The organism is Nocardia sp. NPDC050412 (assembly GCF_044458825.1).
In the GTDB taxonomy this organism is placed as follows: Bacteria; Actinomycetota; Actinomycetes; order Mycobacteriales; family Mycobacteriaceae; genus Nocardia.
The window spans coordinates 126195-145863 of the sequence record NZ_JBITIJ010000013.1; the positions used below are offsets into that span (position 1 = coordinate 126195).

General features: G+C 64.2%; 14 protein-coding genes and 1 tRNA gene. 5 read left to right on the forward strand and 10 right to left on the reverse strand.

Annotated elements, in window-relative coordinates:
• Window positions 1–83: 83 nt before the first annotated feature.
• Window positions 84–485, forward strand: a complete 402-nt coding sequence (locus tag ACIBI6_RS31420; RefSeq protein WP_364359294.1) for a nuclear transport factor 2 family protein — start codon at window positions 84–86, stop codon at window positions 483–485.
• Here the strand turns inward: ACIBI6_RS31420 and ACIBI6_RS31425 are convergent.
• The 8 genes from ACIBI6_RS31425 to ACIBI6_RS31460 all read right to left on the reverse strand — a co-directional run bounded on the left by ACIBI6_RS31425 (window position 479) and on the right by ACIBI6_RS31460 (window position 12501).
• Window positions 479–1906, reverse strand: a complete 1428-nt coding sequence (locus ACIBI6_RS31425) for a lipase maturation factor family protein (protein ID WP_396958715.1) — start codon at window positions 1904–1906, stop codon at window positions 479–481. The genes ACIBI6_RS31420 and ACIBI6_RS31425 overlap by 7 nt on opposite strands.
• A gap of 18 nt (window positions 1907–1924) precedes the next feature.
• On the reverse strand, window positions 1925–4270 hold the full coding sequence (locus ACIBI6_RS31430; protein WP_396958716.1) for a glycoside hydrolase family 65 protein: 2346 nt from the start codon (window positions 4268–4270) through the stop codon (window positions 1925–1927).
• Entirely contained in the window at window positions 4267–5031 is a 765-nt protein-coding gene (locus ACIBI6_RS31435) for an HAD family hydrolase (RefSeq protein WP_396958717.1), read from the reverse strand. Before ACIBI6_RS31435 ends, ACIBI6_RS31430 begins: the two co-directional genes overlap by 4 nt.
• A 41-nt stretch (window positions 5032–5072) precedes the next feature.
• Entirely contained in the window at window positions 5073–5942 is an 870-nt protein-coding gene (locus ACIBI6_RS31440; protein WP_396958718.1) for a MurR/RpiR family transcriptional regulator, read from the reverse strand.
• Between the two features lie 209 nt (window positions 5943–6151).
• Window positions 6152–8305, reverse strand: coding sequence for a hypothetical protein (locus ACIBI6_RS31445; protein WP_396958719.1), 2154 nt, complete (start codon window positions 8303–8305; stop codon window positions 6152–6154).
• Between the two features lie 419 nt (window positions 8306–8724).
• Window positions 8725–10305, reverse strand: coding sequence for an FAD-dependent monooxygenase (locus ACIBI6_RS31450; RefSeq protein ID WP_396958720.1), 1581 nt, complete (start codon window positions 10303–10305; stop codon window positions 8725–8727).
• A 112-nt stretch (window positions 10306–10417) separates the two neighbouring features.
• On the reverse strand, window positions 10418–11509 hold the full coding sequence (locus ACIBI6_RS31455; protein WP_364359273.1) for a dihydrodipicolinate reductase: 1092 nt from the start codon (window positions 11507–11509) through the stop codon (window positions 10418–10420).
• Entirely contained in the window at window positions 11509–12501 is a 993-nt protein-coding gene (locus tag ACIBI6_RS31460) for a Rieske 2Fe-2S domain-containing protein (RefSeq protein WP_396958721.1), read from the reverse strand. Before ACIBI6_RS31460 ends, ACIBI6_RS31455 begins: the two co-directional genes overlap by 1 nt.
• 199 nt (window positions 12502–12700) lie before the next feature.
• On the opposite strand from ACIBI6_RS31460, the gene ACIBI6_RS31465 reads away from it, so the two are divergent.
• From ACIBI6_RS31465 to ACIBI6_RS31475, 3 genes are all read left to right on the forward strand, one after another.
• A complete protein-coding gene (locus ACIBI6_RS31465) occupies window positions 12701–13273 on the forward strand; it encodes a TetR/AcrR family transcriptional regulator (protein ID WP_364359345.1) in 573 nt (190 codons plus the stop codon).
• 204 nt (window positions 13274–13477) lie between these two features.
• Complete coding sequence (locus ACIBI6_RS31470) at window positions 13478–13987, forward strand: hypothetical protein (protein ID WP_396958722.1); 510 nt, start codon at window positions 13478–13480, stop codon at window positions 13985–13987.
• Window position 13988: 1 nt separating this feature from the next.
• Window positions 13989–15320 (forward strand): MAB_1171c family putative transporter, encoded by a 1332-nt coding sequence (locus ACIBI6_RS31475; protein WP_364356747.1) that lies wholly within the window; start codon window positions 13989–13991, stop codon window positions 15318–15320.
• Here the strand turns inward: ACIBI6_RS31475 and ACIBI6_RS31480 are convergent.
• Window positions 15321–15394: transfer RNA gene (locus ACIBI6_RS31480), tRNA-Met, on the reverse strand.
• Between the two features lie 568 nt (window positions 15395–15962).
• On the opposite strand from ACIBI6_RS31480, the gene ACIBI6_RS31485 reads away from it, so the two are divergent.
• Window positions 15963–16514 carry a transglycosylase family protein gene (locus tag ACIBI6_RS31485; protein WP_364356750.1) on the forward strand — a complete coding sequence of 184 codons (552 nt, stop codon included), beginning with the start codon at window positions 15963–15965 and terminating at the stop codon, window positions 16512–16514.
• A 111-nt stretch (window positions 16515–16625) separates the two neighbouring features.
• On the opposite strand, the gene ACIBI6_RS31490 is transcribed toward ACIBI6_RS31485, so the two are convergent.
• On the reverse strand, window positions 16626–19628 hold the full coding sequence (locus ACIBI6_RS31490; protein WP_364356753.1) for a UPF0182 family protein: 3003 nt from the start codon (window positions 19626–19628) through the stop codon (window positions 16626–16628).
• Window positions 19629–19669: the final 41 nt, after the last annotated feature.

Sequence of the window (19669 nt, forward strand, 5' to 3'; positions counted from 1 at the left end):
TCTCCATCTCATTGACACCGTCTCACTGAGACTATAAGTTAATACCATCGAGACCGTATCAATGAGACTATCGAGGAGTAACGATGCGCGACTTCGGCATCACCCTGTTCGACGAATGGACCGCGATGTGGAACGGCGACTTGGCGCTCGCGGACAAGATCATGGCCCCCGAATTCACCCTGCGCTACGCCCAGCCGGGCGCCAGCCAATACGACGATATCCACGACCCGCAGACCTTCGCCGCCAGGATCGCCGAATTCCACGAACAGCGTCCCGGGGTCCGGTTCACACCCCAGGGCGAGCCGGTCGTCGAAATAGACGACACCCGAACGGGATTCGTGGCAAGGCCGTACGGTTCGGCGTTCACCGGACCGAATGGCGAGCAGGTCGACGTGAGCGGCACCGATATCCTGCGCTTCACCTCCGGCCTGATCACCGAGGTCTGGTCGGCCTCCGGCGGCGCGGCCGGCCGCGGCTACTACTGATTCAGCGCCATCGGCGGGAGATACTCACCGACCAGGGTGCGGCGCCACAATGTGTGCTCGTGCTGGAGTTCGTCCCGAGTCGCGAAGCGGTACAGGTAGATTCGCGCTCGCACATACGTCGGCGGCGCATCATGGAAGGGACAGCGGCGCAGTAGCCGCAGGGTCGCAGGGTCGTTGCGCAGCAGTCGCTCGACGAAGGCGAGCAGCCAGCTGCGGGCGTAGGAGGGGGAGATCGCGGCGAACCACATCAGCCAGTCCAGCCTCAGGTGGTACGGAGCCCATTGCCGTGGCCATCGCCGCGGATCCCCCGGCTTACCCTTGAACTCGTACTCCCGCCACAGTGTCCGGTCGGTGATCTGCGCCTCGTCGGTGCCCTCGAACACCACCTCCTCGCGGGTTCGGCCGATACTGCCGAACGCACCGTAGGTATTGACCAGGTGTAGTGGGTTGAAGGACGCATTCATGCGCTGCTGGCGCGAAATCAGATTGCGGGCGGGCCAGTAGCTCAGCAGCACCACCACAACAGTGCACGCGATCACCAGACCCGCGAACCACGGCGCCGCCGCGGGCATCGACGGCGGATCGGGCACGGGCAGAACCGCTTTCGCCGAAGGCACATCGATCACAGTGGTGGCCAACAGAATCGTCACCCAGTTCAACCAGGCGAAATTGCCGGACAGCACCAGCCACAGTTGGGTGACGATGATGAACGCGGCGGCCACGCTCGCCACCGGTTGCGGTGCGAAAAGTCCCCAGGGCACAACGAGTTGGGCGAAATGATTGGCCGCCACCTCCACTCGATGCAGCGGTTTGGGCAGGCGATGGAAGAACCAACTCAGCGGGCCGGGCATCGGCTGGGTCTCATGGTGGTAGTACAGGCAGGTCAGATCGCGCCAGCAGGTATCGCCACGCACCTTGATCAGACCGGCGCCGAACTCCACCCGGAACAGCAGCCACCGCGCCAACCACAGCACCAGCACCGGCGGCGCGACCCGATCATTGCCGAGGAAGATCGCCAGGAATCCGGCCTCCAGCAGCAACGACTCCCACCCGAACGCGTACCACGCCTGCCCCACATTCACGATCGACAGGTACAGCGCCCACAACACCGCCCACAGCAGCATCGCCACCCACAGCGGCACCAGATGCAGCACACCGGCCACCACCGCGGCCGACAGCGCCGCACCGGACCAGGCGATCGAAGCGAAGAACCGATCCGAATAGTGGAAATGGAAGATGCTGGGAGCCCGGCGAAATTCGACCCGCCGGACGAATCGGGGCACCGGCAACATCCCCTTCGCACCGATGAGCGCTCGGAATTGCCGCGCCGCCGCCACGAAGGCGATCAGATAGATGACGGCCAGGCCGTGCTGGAAAACCAGTCTGCCCAACCAATACTCGGACTCGGTGAACGATGGCATGCCCGCTCCTTCGTACCGCTACCCCCGCCGATATGGCGCCCGGCCCTTGGGTAGCAATGGCTCGGGTCGATCGGATTGCCGCGGGATCGGCAGCGTCACCGCGACCTTGCTGAGTGTCGTATCGCGACCGTGGTGGCGCAGGACGACCGAATCTCCGGACAGCAGTCGATAAGTCGCGGAATGGGGGGTGATCTCGACGGCTATGCCACTGCCGCGCCAGATGATTCGGAAGGCCAAGCGCCCGATATTCGCGGGAAGTCGTGGTGCGAAACTTAATTCACCACGGTGGTCGCGCATGCCGCCGAAACCGAAGACACAGCATAGCCATGCTCCGGCGAGTGAGGCCATATGCAGGCCGTTGGCGACATTGTGATGCAGATCGTGCAGGTCGGTCAGTGCGGCTTCGGCGAAATAGTCGAAGGCGAGCGAGAGATGGCCGACCTCGGCGGCCATAACGGACTGGCCAGCGGCCGACAGCGATGAGTCGCGGACGGTCAGTGCCTCGTAATAATCGAAGTTGCGCGCCTTCTGCCCGGGGGTGAAAGCGTCGGGACACAAGTACATTGCCAAGGTCAGGTCGGCCTGTTTGACGACCTGCTTGCGATACAGATCGAAGTACGGGTAATACAGCATCAGCGGATACTTCTCCGGCGGCGTCGCGGCGAAGTCCCAGCGGGCATGGTCGGTGAAACCCTCGGATTGCTCGTGCACCCCGAGTTTCTCGTTATAGGGCAGGAACATACGTTTGGCACGGTCGCGCCAGCCGCGGATCTCCTCCGCATCGACATCCAACTGCTCGGCTATATCCGGCTGGCGCACACAGGCTTCGGCGGCTTCATCGAGGTTCCGCTGTGCCATCAGATTCGTATAGATGTTGTTATCGGCGAGTGCGGAGTATTCGTCGGGACCCGTCACGCCGTCGATCCGGAAGTTCCCAGCTGTGTCGTAGTGCCCCTGGCTCACCCATGAGCGCGCGGTCTCCACCAATAACTCGACACCGCATCCTCTTTCGAAATGCTTATCGCCGGTCGCGGCGAGATATCGGACCACCGCATCGGCGATATCGGCATTGACGTGCACCGCGGCGGTGCCGGTCGGCCAGTAGCCGGAACCCTCGTCGCCATTGATGGAGCGCCACGGGAACATCGCTCCGGTGTGGCCGAGTTCGTGTGCTCGCTGACGAGCCCGGTCGAGGGTGGCGTGCCGCCACCGCAGTGCGTCGCCGGCGGCCACCGGCACCGTATAGGTCAATACGGGCAATACGAAAGTCTCTGTGTCCCAAAATGAATGGCCGTCATAGCCGGGCCCGGTCAGCCCCTTGGACGGTATCGCGCGGGTCTCACCGCGTGCGCCCGCCTGTAAAACATGGAACAGCGCGAATCGGACGGCCTGCTGCAGTTCCGGATCCCCGTCGATCTCGATATCGGCGGTGGACCAGAAGTTGTCCAGATACGCGCGCTGCCGGGCCAGCAACGTATCCCAGCCGGTCTCGAGGCCGGCGGCCAATGCCGCCTCGACCTGGGCCCGCAGCGCCGGTACCGAGCGCCGACTCGACCATCCGTAGCCGAGATACTTCGTCAATCGCACGCGCTCCCCCTTGGCGACATCGACCGCGATCGTCAACCGGGCCATATCCTCCTCGGCGTGCACAGTGCACCGCGGCGTCGCGTCGACCTCGAGTTCGTGGTCCATGGCCGCAGCCATGCGCAACCCGGATCTTCGGGTGTGGTGGACGAGTACCGCGGAGAAATCCCGTGCGGTGCAGAAGTCCGCGACCAAGGGGTGATCCAGTGCGGCCGCGAGCCGGGGATCACCGTGCGAGGTCGGAACCGGTTCATTGGCGAGCAGATCCGATTGGATGACCAGCTCGAGATCGTCATCGAGCGGTTCGACCTCGTACCGGATCGCGGCCAGGGCGCGTTCGGTGAACGACACCAGTCGCTCCGAGCGGATTCGCACGCACCGACCCGTCGGCGAGGTCCAGACCGTGGTGCGCCGCAACGTACCCGACCGAAAATCCAGTACCCGTTCGTGTTCGACGGCCTCGCCGTAACGCATATCCATCGGCTCGTCCTCGACGAGCAGCCGAATGATCTTCCCGTCGGTCACATTGACGACGGTCTGCCCCTCCTCCGGATAGCCGTATCCCGCTTCGGCATAAGGCAATTGGCGCTTCTCGTAGAACCCGTTGAGGTAGGTGCCCGGCTTGCCGACCGGCTCGCCCTCCTCAAAAGTGCCGCGCAGCCCGAGGTGTCCGTTGGAGAGCGCGAAGATCGACTCGGTTCGGTGCAATGCCTCGAGATCCAGTCCGCACCAACGCAAGTGCCATGGCGCGATCTCGAAGCCACGGCAGTCGGCGGTCATTGCGATGGCCCGAGCTCGGCCAGATCGGTGACGACCACATCCGCCCCGGCCCGACGCAGTGCCTCGGCCTGCGTACCATCGCGCACTCGATCGACGCCGACCACATACCCGAAGTCACCGGCCCGACCGGCCGTCACCCCGGCGATGGCATCCTCGAACGCCGCCGCCTGTTCCGGCTTGACGTCCAGCGCCTGCGCAGCCGCGAGAAATGCGTCCGGCGCGGGTTTGCCGCGCAGACCGCGGCTGGCGATTTCGACTCCGTCGATGCACACATCGACGAACCGGGTCAGCTCCGCGACCGCCAACACCTCATGGGCATTCGCCGATGCGGTCACCACACCCGTCCGCAATCCGGCCGCTCGCGTCGCCTTCAAATAGGCCAGCGATCCCGGAAAGACGTGTACACCGTCGCGTTCGAGGAACGACAGGAGCAGCCGATTCTTCCGATTGCCGAGGCCATGTACGGTCGGCTCGCCCTCCGCCGCATCGGGTTCGCCCTCCGGCAGCGTGATCCCCCGCGAGTTAAGGAACTCACGGATACCGTCCGCCCGCGAACGGCCGTCCACATAGCCCAGATAGTCCGATTCGGTGAACGGCTGGAATGGGCCGGGGCTCCGTCCGGCCAGAAACTCGTCGAAGACGGCCTTCCACGCCCGCCGATGCACCGCCGCGGTATCGGTCAATACACCGTCGAGGTCGAACAGCGCCACCGAGATCGTTTCGGGCAATCCGAGCTCCCGGAGATCATGGCTGGGCGTCATATCCAAGCGGTACCCGAGGACGGCACCGGCAAACGGCGCGGCTACTCGAGCAATTGCTCGTCGAGGATGTCGCTATCGGTGCCGACGGATTCCAGGCGCAGTGCGACGGCGGTGACCAGGGCGTGCACCAGTCCGCTGAAGGCGGTCAGCGAGCGCAGCACGGTGAGGGAACCGGTTCCGACATAGAAGGTCACATCGGCGATGCGAGCCAGCGGGGAGGACGCGTCATCGGTGAGGGCGATGGTGGTGGCGCCACGGCGGCGCGCCGCCTCGACCGCGCGCACGGTGTCACTGCTGTAGCGCCGGATCGATACCGCGATGAGTGCGTCGCCGGGTTCGATATCGCGCAGTTCGTCGGTCAGCAGCCGGGCAGTCGCCCCGAGCTGGCGGACCCGATGACGCACCAACTGCAGCTGGTAGGTAGCGGCATATGCGATCGCCAGGCAGCGCCGCAGCCCGATGACGTGCACGGTCGAGGCATGCGCCAGCGTCTCTACCGCCCGGTCCCAATCGCCGCGATCAATGCGCGCGAAGGTACGGGACATATTGTTCGTGTCGTATTCGGTTATCGCGGTGAAGAACTCGTCGTTCGAGCTCGGCGGCGGCGCGTCGGCGGGTCTACGCACCAGATACGCCTCGGCGGCGAGTTGTCTGCGGCAGAGTTCGACCAGGCCCGGATAGCCGGGCAGGCCGAACATGGTCGCGAAGCGCACCAGCGAGGAACGGTGCACCCCCGCCAGTTCGGCGCTCTGGCCGATGCTGCGGAATGCGGTTCCTTCCGGATCGTCCAATACCAGCCGCGCTATGCGCTGTTGGCCCTCGGCCAGTTCCGGTAAGCGCTGCTGCAGGACGGCGCGTAGTTCCTGATAGGTAGTGGGAGCGCTGTCCCGCACGGTGAGCCTCGCGATCATTCGGGGTACTCGAACGATAGGCCGTCACCATAACTGACTGCCCGTCTGGTTCTAGTGCCCCCGGGCAATCACGTTCAACCCACAGGTTTCTACCAGTTTTCGGGGCTATGCGAATAGGTTCCCCTTGCTGTGAGATCAGGTTCCGCATCCTGAGCCCGGACCACGGATCTTTCACCTAACGAATATTGTCAGCCTGCCCACACGCCCGCCTACGAAGACCATGGGTTGGGTCCGCCATTCGGATCGAGGCTGTTGAAGTTGGCCAGTTGGCGGTTCGACAGCTGCAACGCCTGAAGAAGATTCGCGTCGTTCTGGTTGTGGTAGTAGTTCGTGGCCGCTTCCTGGTGCTGTAGCGCCAGTTCCCGTCCGATGTGTTGGCGAGTATCGCGCCCGACGTTGCGCCATTCGTCCGGGGTGATGGTTCTGAGCTGATGTTCGTCGCTATTCATGACCCGCCGCACGAACTGGTGATCTACGGCGTTCGGGTTCATCGGTGCAGTGGAGTGCCGCACGAAGTTGTCCGCAGCGACCACGGCCTGCCCCGCGAATGCCGGCAGCGCGGCGATGCCTTGGTGGTTCTCCACCGCATACCCCGCAGCGACCGCCTTCTGTAGGGGCGCGAAGCCGTTCGGGTTGTAGTCTTTCATGCTGGCCTTCTGGACGGCCAGCGCACGCTGGGCATCGATCACCTGCTGATCGGTCGCACCCATCGCCAGCAGAATCGGAGCGATCATCGCGTCCGGGACCTTACTGTCGCCCAGACCGTCCAGAATATTTTGGACACCCAGGGCGGACCCGGTTCCGCGGTCTATTCCGGTCAACCGCCCGGCGGCCTTGACCCGCCAGTTTCCGCGGCCAGCGTGGTTGTACTCGTGCAATTGCCGCACCATCGGCGAGACGGCGATGTTGTTGAGATCCATCCCCTTTTTCCTGCGCGCCAGCGGGTTCAACGGGCCCACCGTGGCCCCGAGGAGCCACGCGGTCGCGGGTGACGCATTGATCGTGTTCAGCATGCCCATCCCGGACATCAGCCCGCCGTGCAGCGAACCGCCGGCCCGAGCATCACCCATGCCGAGTGCCGATCCCCCGCCGCCTCCACCGCCAGGGCGCGCTCCAGACCCCTGCACGGCGAGCGCGAACCGGTTGGCGATCCAGTCGTTGCCCCGGCTGAGGCTGCGGCTCAGGCGTTTGAGCTGGGAGATGGCGACGATCTCGACGGTGCCCGCGATGACGATCACCGCCATGGTCTGCCCCTTCGCCTGCGCGAAAAGATTGCCCATGAACAGCACATAGATGCCGAGGAAGATGGTGTAGGCCGTCATCCGGCCCGCCGCGACAAAGCCGTCGACGATATTGCGAACCAGAAAGGTCTGCGTCGGTCCGTAGACGAATCCGCCTGCGGCGAAACCGAATATCGCCATGAACCCGTGATAGATCGCGTCCAGCGCGGCCTTGATGACCCGGATGCCGAGCACCACCGCGAAGACCAACAGGATGCCGCCACAGATCAACAACATCAGACCGGTGCCGACCTGCCCCATGCTCGGATTCTGGGCCTTGGCGTAGGCGGCGGAATCACCGCAGCCCTGCATACCCTTGCGGACCCGTTCGTCGTCACCAGCGGTCATCCCGGCGGACCAGGCCGACCGGCAGGCCGGTTGCTCGTCGACCACATGGCCGAAATTCCACACCTGCACCGGGCGGCGGGCGAAGTTGTCCGCCAGATCGCGCTGCATGGTCGTCACCAGTTGGTTCGGATTCGGGTTGTTGTTGCCGTTGAGCCCGGCCGCCACCGAAATTCCCAAATCCCTACCCTTGGCGAGCAATCCGTCCGAGGACAGCACATCGCCCAGCGGCTCGGCCAGGAATACCGGCCCGAGCACCGCGACACCGAGCATCGTGACGATCTGCAGCATTGCCTTGGCGTGATAGCCACGCATCCAGAACCAGGCGACGCAGAAAGCACCGATCGTCGCCGCGGTGATCAGCAGCATCGGCGTCGCGATCTGGCCGGTCAGCCGGTCCGCGACGCCGGTCAATGCCGAGCCGAACATATTGAGCCACTGGAAGCTCAGCGCATTGCCGATCAGCCAGATGGCGGTCGTCACGATGGCGATATAGCCGATGAATTCGAAGCCCAGAATGGCCCAGAGGATCGTCGACCCCGGATCCAGCACGCCGCCGTGATCGGTCGCAAAGGCGTAGTTCGCCAGCGGAACCCCGAATGAATCGCGGATGTGCATCCAGCTGAGGCCGTCGATTTCGGAGACACTGCTGCCGGTCGCGGCGGCCTGGTACTGCGCACTGGCGAGCCCGCCGACAAGTCCGGGAAAGACGAACAGCACGAAGATGACGGCCAGCACCCAGCCGACACGCCGTCGCCAACGAATTGCATGGGATACGACGGGGCGCGGACAGCACCCCTTTGGATCCTCGGATCCCCACCTCGGCCCGACCGGCCGCCTCTTCGACCGTCTGGCCATACCCTCAGCATGACGCAACTATTGTTGCGTGGCAACACTTTTGCGATACTAGTTGTTCACCTAACGTCCACTTCGTACGCTTCCCGCAGGCCATCGTGACGGCACTTCGGTGCGGGTCCCGAGGAGTCTCGCTGAAACCTCCACGATCGACGCCGAGCACACGAAAACCGCCCTCCTGCACCGCCTGGCGTCCTTGATCGCGCTCAGCGCACTGTGTGAGGGACACGCCTGAACCCTCTGGGCGCGCAGCCACTTCTCCCGCAGGGACCTGCGGGAGAAGTGGCGGGAACAACGACCGATCAGCGGGACTGACCGGCGGGCACTGGTGTTTCGACAGGTGCGCCGAACCAGCTGGCGAGCGCTTCTCGCAGCGCGGGCGCGGCGGTATCGATGGGTTCCTCGACCGTTGCCGCCCAGGCGATATGGGCGTCGGGGCGAATCAGCAGGGCGTCGGCTGGGCGGTGATCGGTTCGGGCGGTGTGGATTTCGATGCGGGGTTGCCAGTCTCGGGCGATCTCGAGGAGTTCCGGTCGATCGGCGAGGACGAGCAGCATGGGCCGCGCGGTGTGCATGAGCTCCGCGAGGCTGGTTGCGCCCTGGTCGGTGTAGAGCGGAAGGTCGGGCGCAAAGGTGCCGGTCAAGGCGTGCTCGTTGGCGTTGGGTAGCGGGTAGCGGATGTCGGTGCCCGCGATGAGGGCTCCAACGCGACGCAATGGCTTCTCGTCGAGGAGCAGTTCCTGGAAGACCTGCCGAAGCGCTTCGGCGGCCGCGTCCTGTCCGCGCCGCAGCGCCACCTGGGCCCGGGTGTGCAGCAGTGTCCGCGCGCCGGCGAGGTGACGTTCGTCGTGATAGGTGTCGAGCAGTCCCTCCGGCGCCCAGCCGTCGATGTCGGCGGCCAGTTTCCAGGCAAGGTTGACCGTGTCGAGCATGCCCGCATTGATCGCCACACCCGTTGCCGGGAACAGGTGGGCCGCATCACCGGCCAGCAGGATCCGCCCGGCACGGTACCGTTCGGCCAACCGATCCTTGAAGGTGAAGCGCGACAGCCGAATCGGCTCTCCCAGTGGTAGATCCGCGCCGAGTACCCGGCGGACGCTGTCCTGGAACTCGGTCAGGGTCATCGGTTCGTCGTCGTCGTATTCGGTGGACTCGTCTTCGGCGGTGAATAGACCGAGCAGTCCGGGAGTGGTCGACCCGTTCGCGAACATACCGCGCTCTGTTTGCGTGAAACCCGCGCGGACCTTGCCGAACCCCGGGACGTCGAGGTCGCCATTGTCGAGCACGGTCACCGAATCGTGCACGGCGACCTGAACAAGCCGGTTTACCTCCGGATACGTGGTACCGGGAAATGCGATGCCCGCCATATCGCGGATCCGGCTGCGCCCGCCGTCACAGCCCACCAGGTATCGGGCGGTCACCTGGTACGTCCCGTCCGGTCCGCGCACCTGCGCGGTCACCGTGGCGTCGTCCTGGCTCACCGCGACCACTTCATGTCCGCGGCGGATCGCCGCACCGAGTTCACCGACCCGTTCACCGAGCACGCGCTCGAGTCGATGCTGCGGGAGCGGCAGCGCGTGCAGCGGCGGATCCGGCAGGTGCGTCAAGTCCACGTGCACACCGCCGAACGGGAACCGGGGAGGCGGGATCGGATCGGTGTTGGCCGCTTCGCAGCGTTCCAGCAGCCCGCGGTAGCGCAGCAGTTCCAGGATCTGTCCGCCGATACCACCGGCTTTCGGGATGTCTCGGGGGTGCGGCGCCCGCTCCAATACCAGCGGCCGCACCCCGGCCAGTCGCAACTCGGCGGCCAGCATCAGCCCCGTCGGGCCCGCACCCACGATGATCACATCGGTGTCGGTCACATGCATTCGGTTATTTCCCATCTCCGCAGGTTCTGGCCTCGGCCAGCGATTCTGCAGCACGACCCGGGTCTTGCCACAAGCCCCCGGGTGCGTTATAAGTTGAGAAGGGAAATGAGTGGGCGCGCCCCGTTTCCTAGTTCTTGAAGCGACCAGCGAATCCGCGCAGCGGGAGATCCGCACTGGTCAGCAGTCCCGGCGGAGCAGCCACCACGGACGCGATCGCATTGAGCGCGGGCAGTCCGGTGACGGTCATGCCGATCGAGGCGAAGTTGTCCGGATTGGAGAGGTCGACGCCGGGCTTCGGGAGAATCATGTGCTTGTTGTAGATGCACGGATCGCCCTTGATCTGAGTTATGTAGCAGCCCTTGATATTCCAGCTCGGGTCGGTGTGCGGGGTCATCTGCCACTCCAGATGCGTCTCGATCCTCGCAACACCGTCGACCATGCCCTGGTACTTGATGTGACTACCGCCGAGCGAGCCCTTCGGCAGCCGGTACCAGCCCAGATCGATATCCTTGGTGCAAGCGCCGAGTTCACATGTGAACTCGACCCCGTCTAGATCCAGACCGAAGCAGTCGGCCATCATCAAGACGCTGTCGGCGAAGACACTGGTGTATTTCTCCAGCTTGCCCGAGATGCTCGGATCCTCGACCGGTAACCCGTAGCCGACCTCGATCCAGGTCTCCTTCGAGTGGTGACACGACACGTCGACGGATTCGAGGGTGATGATGCTCTCGATCTCGGCGACGTCGGCGGAGCACACCACACCGAGGATCTGGTTCAGGCCCGGATTCATGCCGGTGCCGTAGAAGGTCGAGCCGCCCTTGGCGCATGCCTCGCTCAGCAGCTGTGTAACCGGCTTGCCCGACGGGTGCGGGTGGTTGGTGTCGCGATGCCAACCCGTAATCCAGTCCGCGGTGGTAACGATGTCGATGCCCGCTTCGAGCACCTGGACGTAGAGGTCCTCGTCGGGGAATACGCCGTGGAAGGTGAGCACGTCGGGCGCGGCGGCGATGATCTCCTCGACCGAGCCGGTCGCGATGACGCCGTTCGGTGCCAGACCGGCGATCTCGCCGGCGTCCCGGCCGATCTTCTCCGGTGTGTAGCAATGCAATCCGATGAGTTCGAGATCGGGATGGTTGCCGATTCGTTTGATCATCTCGGTTCCGACATTGCCGGTGGCGACCTGGAACACTCGGATCGGCGCCTTGGTTGAGGCGTTCATCAATGCCTGCTTTCGTGCGTTGGATAGAACTGCTCGGCCCAGATGCGGATGGCGTGGAAACCCTCGTACTCACTTCCGGACAGTGCCGGTGGATCCGAGTAGCGCTGGTGCCGCCAGATATTCACGTCCTGGGTGAACTGGCGAATGACCTCCTGGGCGAACGCCTGTGCTCTTCGCTCGGCCTGCGCCGGATCGGAGCTGGGCCGACGGCCGATGTACACGCTGAAGCGAACATCGCAGGTGCCGTCGTCGACCGGGGTGACCGCCGTGATGGTCCGGTTGTCGACCATTCCCCAACTCTTGGTCACCGCGACGCCGAGTCCGCCATTGATCGCCTCGACGCCACTGTTGACATCCTCGATGGACTGTCCGTCATCACCTTCGAAGGTGATCGTGAAGTCGACGTAGGACACCGGTTCGTCGAAGTCGTGCCGGGTGAATACCGGCACGATCGGCGTCTGGTGCACGAACTTGAAATGTGCGAAGTCGACACCGTTTTCGAGCACGTATTGCGGATGCAGTTCCAGTCGTTCCCGGAACAGGGTGGCCGATGGATAGTAGTCGGCCGGGCCACTGTCGTCGCCGAATCCGGCGAACACATCGGGCACATCGAAGTAGGGCGAGCGACCGTCGATGTCGTGCCAGATGTACACAGATTCGTTGCGCTCGACGACCGGATAGGTGCGGATGCGCCTGCCCCGGTTGGGATGTTTCTCGTACGGAATGCAGACGTTGCGGCCCTCATGGTTCCATTGCCAGCCATGAAAGGGGCACTCGATGACCTCGCCCTCGACGTGACCACCGAATCCGAGATGAGCGCCGAGATGCTCGCAGTACGCATCCATCACCGTCAGCAGACCCGACTGTGCCCGCCACGCCACCAACTCCTGGCCGAAATACGTCATCCGGTGGACCGCACCGACGCCGACCTCGGCCGACCACGCGACTTGGAACCATCCCGTCGGCTTCATCGATAGCGGCGGCTTCGCCATCTCGCTGTCCTCTCCCGGCAGATCACAGTGACCGCTGTGAAATTATCACAGTGGGTACTGTGAAAATATGAAAAGCGGCTCAGCGGGCAGGGATTCGAATGCGGCCGGATCCGCTCCGCCCGCTAACATCTGGAAAGTGACCGACCGGGATGGCTATGAGCGACGCACGAATCGCCGTGGCGATGCCACCCGGGAGAACATGCTGAAAGCGGCGGTGCGCTCGCTGGCCACCGGAGACCCCGGCGCAGTGTCGGCCAGCAAGATCGCCCGCGAGATCGGCGCCACCTGGGGTGCGGTCAAATATCAGTTCGGCGATAACGACGGGCTCTGGGCCGCCGTGCTGCACTACACCGCCGAGCGGCGAGCCGAAATGCTCACCTTCACCGACACCGCGGCACCGCTTCGTCAGCGAGTCGCCGGCATCATCGACACCCTCTACGCGGGACTCACCTCCCCTGACTCCCGTGCGATCGAAAATCTGCGTGCCGCGTTGCCGCGCGATCACACCGAACTCGAACAGCTCTACCCGCGCACCGCCGCCGAGCTCGCATCCTGGGGCCACGGCTGGCTCGAAACCTGCCAAAACGCCTTCGCAGACCTCGGCGTGGACCCCGACCGCGTCGAGGAGATCGCAGCGCTGATTCCAGGCGCCATGCGCGGCATCAACTCCGAACGCCAACTCGGCACCTACTCCGACCTCGACAAGGCTCGGCGTGGACTCACCAACGCCATCGTCGCCTACCTCGAGGATTCGGGACGCACGGCGGTTTGACGATCACCCGACCCGGATCAGCAGCGCTGAACCCGCCAGAGATTCACTGGTGCGGGAGCTGGGGTGCGGCCCGGCTTTGCCCGTACACCAACAGTTTTGGTGGTGCTGACGGAAGCGCCGGGCCACGTTCGCGGCAATGCTGCATGAGCGACTACGCTCACCGCAATATCGGCATGGGTGACGTGATCAACGAGGGAAGGCGTAATGGAGGATCTCGCCGCGCGATTCGAGGAGCTGGGTCGCCTGGTACCGATCCCCCACCCATGGGACATAACGGAATACATCGCGCGGGTGGCAGAGTACCGGGGACGGCCGATCACGTTGTGCCCGATCGACATCGGCGCACTCTCGGGCAACGGATGCGGCACCGGAAGTGGCCTGTGGATTGCCCGGGAAAGCGACGACGTGATCATGTACGGAGCCGACTCCGAATGGCATGCCGATCACATCATCGCCCACGAGATCGGTCACATGCTCCTCGGCCACGGGACCGCGAGCGGTCCCGGGGCCGCCGTGGCTGATCTGTCGTTGCGCGAATTGATGCCCTCGCTGTCGCTGGAAACCATCCGCAGCGTACTTCGGCGCCAAGACTACGGCAGTGAGCGCGAGCGCACCGCCGAAACCTTCGCCGACCTGCTACTGGTCGAAGCGATGCTGCCGAAGCGGTCAGCGAGCCGGTTCCGCTCCACGTTCTTCCGAAACCGGCACCGATGAGATGACCTCCCCGATCCCGGGTCTGATCACCTGGCCCGTCCTGACAGGCCTCACGATGGTGCTCGCCGGTCGGTGGTGGCTGCTGCGCGACAGCACCGTCGACCGACTCATCAACCGCGGACTCGCCGCCGCTCTCGCCGAAAACCTGTTACGGGACGCTTGGTTCGAACAGTCACTGGCCTGGCTACTGCCCGGCGACGACACCGAAGTGGTGAACATCGCCCGACAGCTCTCACTGGGAGCAACCCTGTTGACCATGTCGAATATCTACGGCCTCGCCAAGTTGTGGGCAGGCGCCGACCCCGCCCACACATGGCGCAGGCAGCGGCGCTACTACCTCGTCACGATCACCGCCAGCACCGTCATCCTGATCGCAGGCACACCCGCCCGCCACGCCAACCAGTTGATCGACCAAACCCTCGGCTGGCCCGCTGTCGTGGTCTGTCTCGCGTTCTCCCCGCCGCTCGGCGCTACAGCCCTGCTCCTAGCCCGGGTGAGTGTGCGCGAGATGCGCACCGCAGGCGACACCACCTGGCAGGAACGTGCACTGTACACAGCGGTCCTGGGCACCATAGCGGGCCTCGGGGCGATAGCGGTCGGATACCCGCTCGGGACCATCACCAGTCTCATGACAGGCCGACCGTCATTCGATCCCGAGATGCACTGGGAAGCATGGGGCGGCTTCCTTCTCTCGGCCGTCGCCGCTCCCGCCACGATCACCGTGCCGCTGATCAGCACCCTGCTCACCCACATCGGATGCGACCGCACCGGCCGATACTGCCGCCGCCTGCGGCCGATGTGGGCCGATCTCACCGCAGCCGTACCCGAAATCGTCCTGCAGACGCGACGCGACCACAACGGCCGAACAGACCCAGCCATCCGTCTGCACCGCATGATGGTCGAGATCCTCGACAGCCTGCTACATCTCGAGCGCTACAGCGACAGCCCCGACGATCTCGCCGCCACCGGCGACGACCCACATACCCATGCCCGCCGCATCGCCGATGCCATCGCCACCAAAGCTGCCGGGCGCCCCCCGAGAGCTAGCCGGCTCACGCGCCGGCACCAAATCCAGCCGGGGGCACGCGACCTCACCACGGAACTGCGCCAACTACTCGCACTCGCCAAGGCATGGCGGCACGTCCGCGGCATGACAAAGTCGCCATCGCGTACATATGTGTATCCGCCAGCGCACGGACGCGGTGCGGCATCCTCCCCGACCTCGGCTCGGTCATCGGCCCTGGATAAGGAGCCTTGCAACGATTCCCAACGCGCGCTCGAGCACCAAATGAAAAACGGCCCGGAACATTTGAGTTCCGGGCCGTTTCCCTAGTAGCGGGGACAGGATTTGAACCTGCGACCTCTGGGTTATGAGCCCAGCGAGCTACCGAGCTGCTCCACCCCGCGTCGGTAAACACAACATTACACACGTCTATGCACGGAAGGCAAATCGCTTATCTTCCAGGGGGTTTACCCTGGTCAGCCGGGCCGGATAGCCCGTGGCGGGGCAGGTCGGGCGAGGTTGCGCAGACGGCTCCGACGGGCGGCGGCGGGCAGCTACCGAATCCATCCACCGAACCCGAGCGAGCGCAGCGGCGAAAGCCGTTTCAAATGCAACAGGCCACTCACCCAAGGGCTTCAAACGTGACCTGAGTCACTATTTCGCAGTGATCCCGAACACATAACGGTGCTATAACCGACCGACCGGAATCCATTCTTATGGCATTTGCGACCTGCGCAAACATCGATATACACGTTATTCGCTTCATACAATGGGGAAGTTATCAAGATGTGATCTGCTGAGATTTCTTCGTTACCGTCGAGCCACGGCCCGGATCAAACGTGATGGGCTCGAACTCGAACCGCCGAACACCGGCGACCCTGTCCCGCGGTCCGAGGATCCCCGACACACCTGGGGACAGGGACTCGGCATTTTGCATTACCGGGGGCGGTGGGCGCAGGGAGGGAATACAACATGTCGAAGCACCGAAAGCTCAGCACCCGCGCCCTCGGCTATGCCGCTGTCACCGGCGCAATCGTTGCCGTCCCGTTCGGTCTTTCCACCGGCACCGCAGCGGCCGCCCCGACCCACAATTGGGATGGCGTCGCGCAGTGTGAAAGCGGTGGCAACTGGGGTATCAACACCGGAAATGGCTACTACGGCGGTCTGCAGTTCTCGCAGAGCACCTGGGCGGCCAACGGTGGCCACGGTTCCGCCAATAGCGCCAGCAAGGACGAGCAGATCCGGGTGGCCGAGAATGTGCTCGCCACCCAGGGTGCGGGCGCCTGGCCGGTCTGCGGTCAGTACCTGCGCACCGGAGAATCAGCGCCGAGCCCGGCACCGGCTGTCGTCGAGCCGGAGCCCGCCGCTCCCGAGGCTGCCCCTGCCCCCGTCTCCAGCGTCAAGTCCGCCATCGAGCAGGCCCGGTCCGCGGGCTACCAGCTGGCCAAGCAGAACGGCCTCGAAGGCCAGTACCAGCAGCTGCTGGACCAGAACGGTGCACTGATCGACTCGTTCGGTCGCTGACGTAGGAATCCGACGTCACTCGGCAACGGCGCCGAGGTGGACGTCGGTTCGACGTCAATGAGAACGGCCCCGTCACCCGGATTTCCGGGTGACGGGGCCGTTCTCGTCGGATCAGCGACCGGCGTCCTGATACGCCTTCACCGCGGCGTCCAGTTCCTCCAGTGCCTTGCCGAAGTCCTGGAAGCTCCCGGACTTCATGGCATTTCGCACATTCTCGATCTTCTTACTCAGCTCCGCGGCCGCGGCATCCTTGGCGCCGGAACCAGTCGCGGGCGGCGGCGTGGTGCCCTGTGACGGCGGTGTCGCGCCCTGCGTCGGCGGCGTGGCGCCGTGATCCGTCGGTGGCGCGGTACCCGGTTTCGGCCTGCTCGCGGGATCACCGCCGAACGGCGTGGCCAGCGAACCTGTCCCCGGCAGCACCTGGTTCAGCGCATCGGCCAGGGTGGAGGCGAAGCCGACCTTGACACTGCCCGCCACATCGCGATAACTCACCAGCACCCGCAGCAGCTGCGGGAAGGTGGAGCTGCCCGCGCCGGTATTTCGCTCGTTGTAAAACGGCTCCACATAAAGGATTCCGCCGTCCGCGATCGGCAATGTCAGCAGATTGCCATATCTGATCTTGTTCGAGTTCGACAGCAGTGTTTTCTGACTGGAGACTTCCGGTGCCGTCGTCATACTGTTCTGCGTTTGTTGCGGACCCTGTGTTTGCGTATCGGTCGGCAATTGCAAGATCGTGAATTTGCCGTAGCCGTCCGGATCCGAGCGCACCGAAATATAGGCGGACAGGAACTGCCGGTTGTAGCCGACCATGGCGCTGGTCAGATTGAATACCGGCTTATTGTTCGCCGACGCATCACCCAGCAGCACGTAGTACGGCGGCTGATTGAAGGTGCCACCCTCGGTGGTCGGATCGCTCGGCACCGACCAGAAAGCGTTGTTGGTGAAGAACTCTCGCGGATTGTCCACGTGGTACTTGGTCAGCATTTCGCGCTGCACCTTGAACAGATCCTCGGGATAGCGGAAGTGCGCGCGCAGTTCCGGTGAGATCTCGCTCTCCGGCTTGACCGCGCCAGGGAACACACCGCGCCAGGCCTTGAGCACCGGGTCGGTCGGGTCCACCTCGTAGAGGGTCACCGTGCCGTCGTAGGCGTCGACGGTGGCCTTCACCGAGTTGCGGATGTAGCTGACCTCCTTGCGCGGCAAGAGCCTTCCGGTCTTCTTATCGATGCTGTCCTCGACAGCCCCCTCCAGCGAGGTGGTCTGCGCGTACGGGTAGTTGTCCAGCGTGGTGTACGCGTCGACGATCCACTGGATCCGGCCGTTGACGACCGCCGGATAGGCATTGCCGTCGGTGGTCAGCCAGGGCGCCACCTTCTGCACCCGCTCGCGCGGGCTGCGGTTGAAGATGATCTTGGAGTCGTCGCCGATGGCCGAGGAGAACAGCAGATTGCGCTCGGTGTACTTGGCCGCGAAGGCCAACCGGTTGAACCAGTTCCCGATCGAGACGCCACCCTTGCCGCTGTAGGTGAATTGCGCTGTGTCGGAATCGTATTCGCGCGGGTGCTGACCGTTGGAGGCGCCTACGATCGCGTAGTCCGGATTGGACTGCGAGATCAGCTCGCCGTAGTAGATGCGCGGCTGGTCGACCTTGATCTGCTGCTGGTCGGTCGAGTTGAACAGGTCGCTGACCAGGAAGATGGGATATCCGCTGTCGCTACTGCCGCCGGTGTTGGCATTGGGGTCCTCGTACTGCGGCCGGTTGACCCGGTTGGCGGGCGCCGCGACGAAGCCGTTGCCGTGGGTGTAGACGGTGTGCTTGTTGATCCAGTCGGTCTGGTTACCGCTCAGCGCCGACGGGTGCAGTTCACGGGCGGCCACAATGTAGTCCTGGATATCGCCGTTGAGGTTGTAGCGGTCGATGTCCAGCGACTCCGGGAAGCCATAGAAGTTCTTCAGCTGCTTGAGCTGAGTGAACGTGGGCGACAGGATATTCGGGTCGAGCAGGCGGGCATTGCCGATCGTCGCCGCATCCACCGGAACTTCCAGCGGACTCTTCGAACTGTCGCCCTTGTAGTCCTTGTACTCGATCTTGTCCGAGGTGATGCCGAACGCCTGCCTGGTCGCGGCGATATTGCGTTCGATGTATTCACTCTCTTTGTCGGCGGCGTTCGGGCGCACCGAGAACTGCTCGACCACCAGCGGCCACACCGCGCCCACCAGGACCGAGGAGAGCACGAGCAGCGCGGCCGCCATCGCGGGCACCCGCAGATCGCGCAGCACGATACCGGCGAAGAAGGCGATCGCGCAGATCACCGCGATGGACAGCAGGATCAGCTTCGCGGGCAGTACCGCGTTGATATCGGTGTAGGAGCCACCGGTGAAGGTCGGCTCCTTACGACTGCTCGACAGCAGCTCGTAGCGGTCGAACCAGTAGGCAATCGCCTTGAGCAGCACGAAGATTCCGGCGATCACCGCGAGCTGGATGCGCGCGGGCCTGGTCAGCGTGCCCTCGCGCCCGGTCAGACGCAGGCCACCGAAGACGTAGTGCGTCACCAGGCTGGCGAAGAATGCGATCACCACCGCGACGAACAACCAGTTCAGCACCATCCGGTAGAACGGCAGGTCGAAGGCGTAGAACCCGACATCCAAGCCGAACTGCGGATCCTTCTGGCCGAACGAATCGCCATTGAGGAACAACTGCACGGTGACCCAATTCGACTGCGCCACCAAACCGGAGAGCACGCCGAGCACCAGCGGAATGCCGATCCCGAACAACTTGAGCCGGCTCATCACGGTGGTGCGGTAGCGCGCGATCGGATCGTTCGGACCCGCCACCGGTATGAATACCGGCCTGGTCCGGTACGCCAGCAGCAGCGCCAACCACACGACAAGACCGACGAACAACGCGACGACGATGAACAACAGGATCCGCGTGCGCAGCACGGTGAGATAGACGTTGCGGAAACCGACCTCGCCGAACCACAACCAGTTCGTATAGGTGTCGGTCAGCCGCGGTCCCAGCAGCAGCAGCGCCGCCAGAATGATGGCCGCCACCAGCAGCACTCGGCTGCGTCGGGACAACGAAGGTAAGCCGGTGGGGGGCCGCATGCCCACGATGCCACTCTCCAAGGTCCGGCGGCGCGCGCACCGATGTT

What these genes read in the sequence shown, in the direction of transcription:
- ACIBI6_RS31455 (WP_364359273.1), bottom strand. Translation starts at nt 11,509, where the DNA reads ATGAACGCCTCAACCAAGGCGCCGATCCGAGTGTTCCAGGTCGCCACC.
- ACIBI6_RS31465 (WP_364359345.1), top strand. Translation starts at nt 12,701, where the DNA reads ATGCTGAAAGCGGCGGTGCGCTCGCTGGCCACCGGAGACCCCGGCGCA.
- ACIBI6_RS31440 (WP_396958718.1), bottom strand. Translation starts at nt 5,942, where the DNA reads ATGATCGCGAGGCTCACCGTGCGGGACAGCGCTCCCACTACCTATCAG.
- ACIBI6_RS31430 (WP_396958716.1), bottom strand. Translation starts at nt 4,270, where the DNA reads ATGACCGCCGACTGCCGTGGCTTCGAGATCGCGCCATGGCACTTGCGT.
- ACIBI6_RS31425 (WP_396958715.1), bottom strand. Translation starts at nt 1,906, where the DNA reads ATGCCATCGTTCACCGAGTCCGAGTATTGGTTGGGCAGACTGGTTTTC.
- ACIBI6_RS31485 (WP_364356750.1), top strand. Translation starts at nt 15,963, where the DNA reads ATGTCGAAGCACCGAAAGCTCAGCACCCGCGCCCTCGGCTATGCCGCT.
- ACIBI6_RS31450 (WP_396958720.1), bottom strand. Translation starts at nt 10,305, where the DNA reads ATGGGAAATAACCGAATGCATGTGACCGACACCGATGTGATCATCGTG.
- ACIBI6_RS31420 (WP_364359294.1), top strand. Translation starts at nt 84, where the DNA reads ATGCGCGACTTCGGCATCACCCTGTTCGACGAATGGACCGCGATGTGG.
- ACIBI6_RS31470 (WP_396958722.1), top strand. Translation starts at nt 13,478, where the DNA reads ATGGAGGATCTCGCCGCGCGATTCGAGGAGCTGGGTCGCCTGGTACCG.
- ACIBI6_RS31435 (WP_396958717.1), bottom strand. Translation starts at nt 5,031, where the DNA reads ATGACGCCCAGCCATGATCTCCGGGAGCTCGGATTGCCCGAAACGATC.
- ACIBI6_RS31475 (WP_364356747.1), top strand. Translation starts at nt 13,989, where the DNA reads ATGACCTCCCCGATCCCGGGTCTGATCACCTGGCCCGTCCTGACAGGC.
- ACIBI6_RS31460 (WP_396958721.1), bottom strand. Translation starts at nt 12,501, where the DNA reads ATGGCGAAGCCGCCGCTATCGATGAAGCCGACGGGATGGTTCCAAGTC.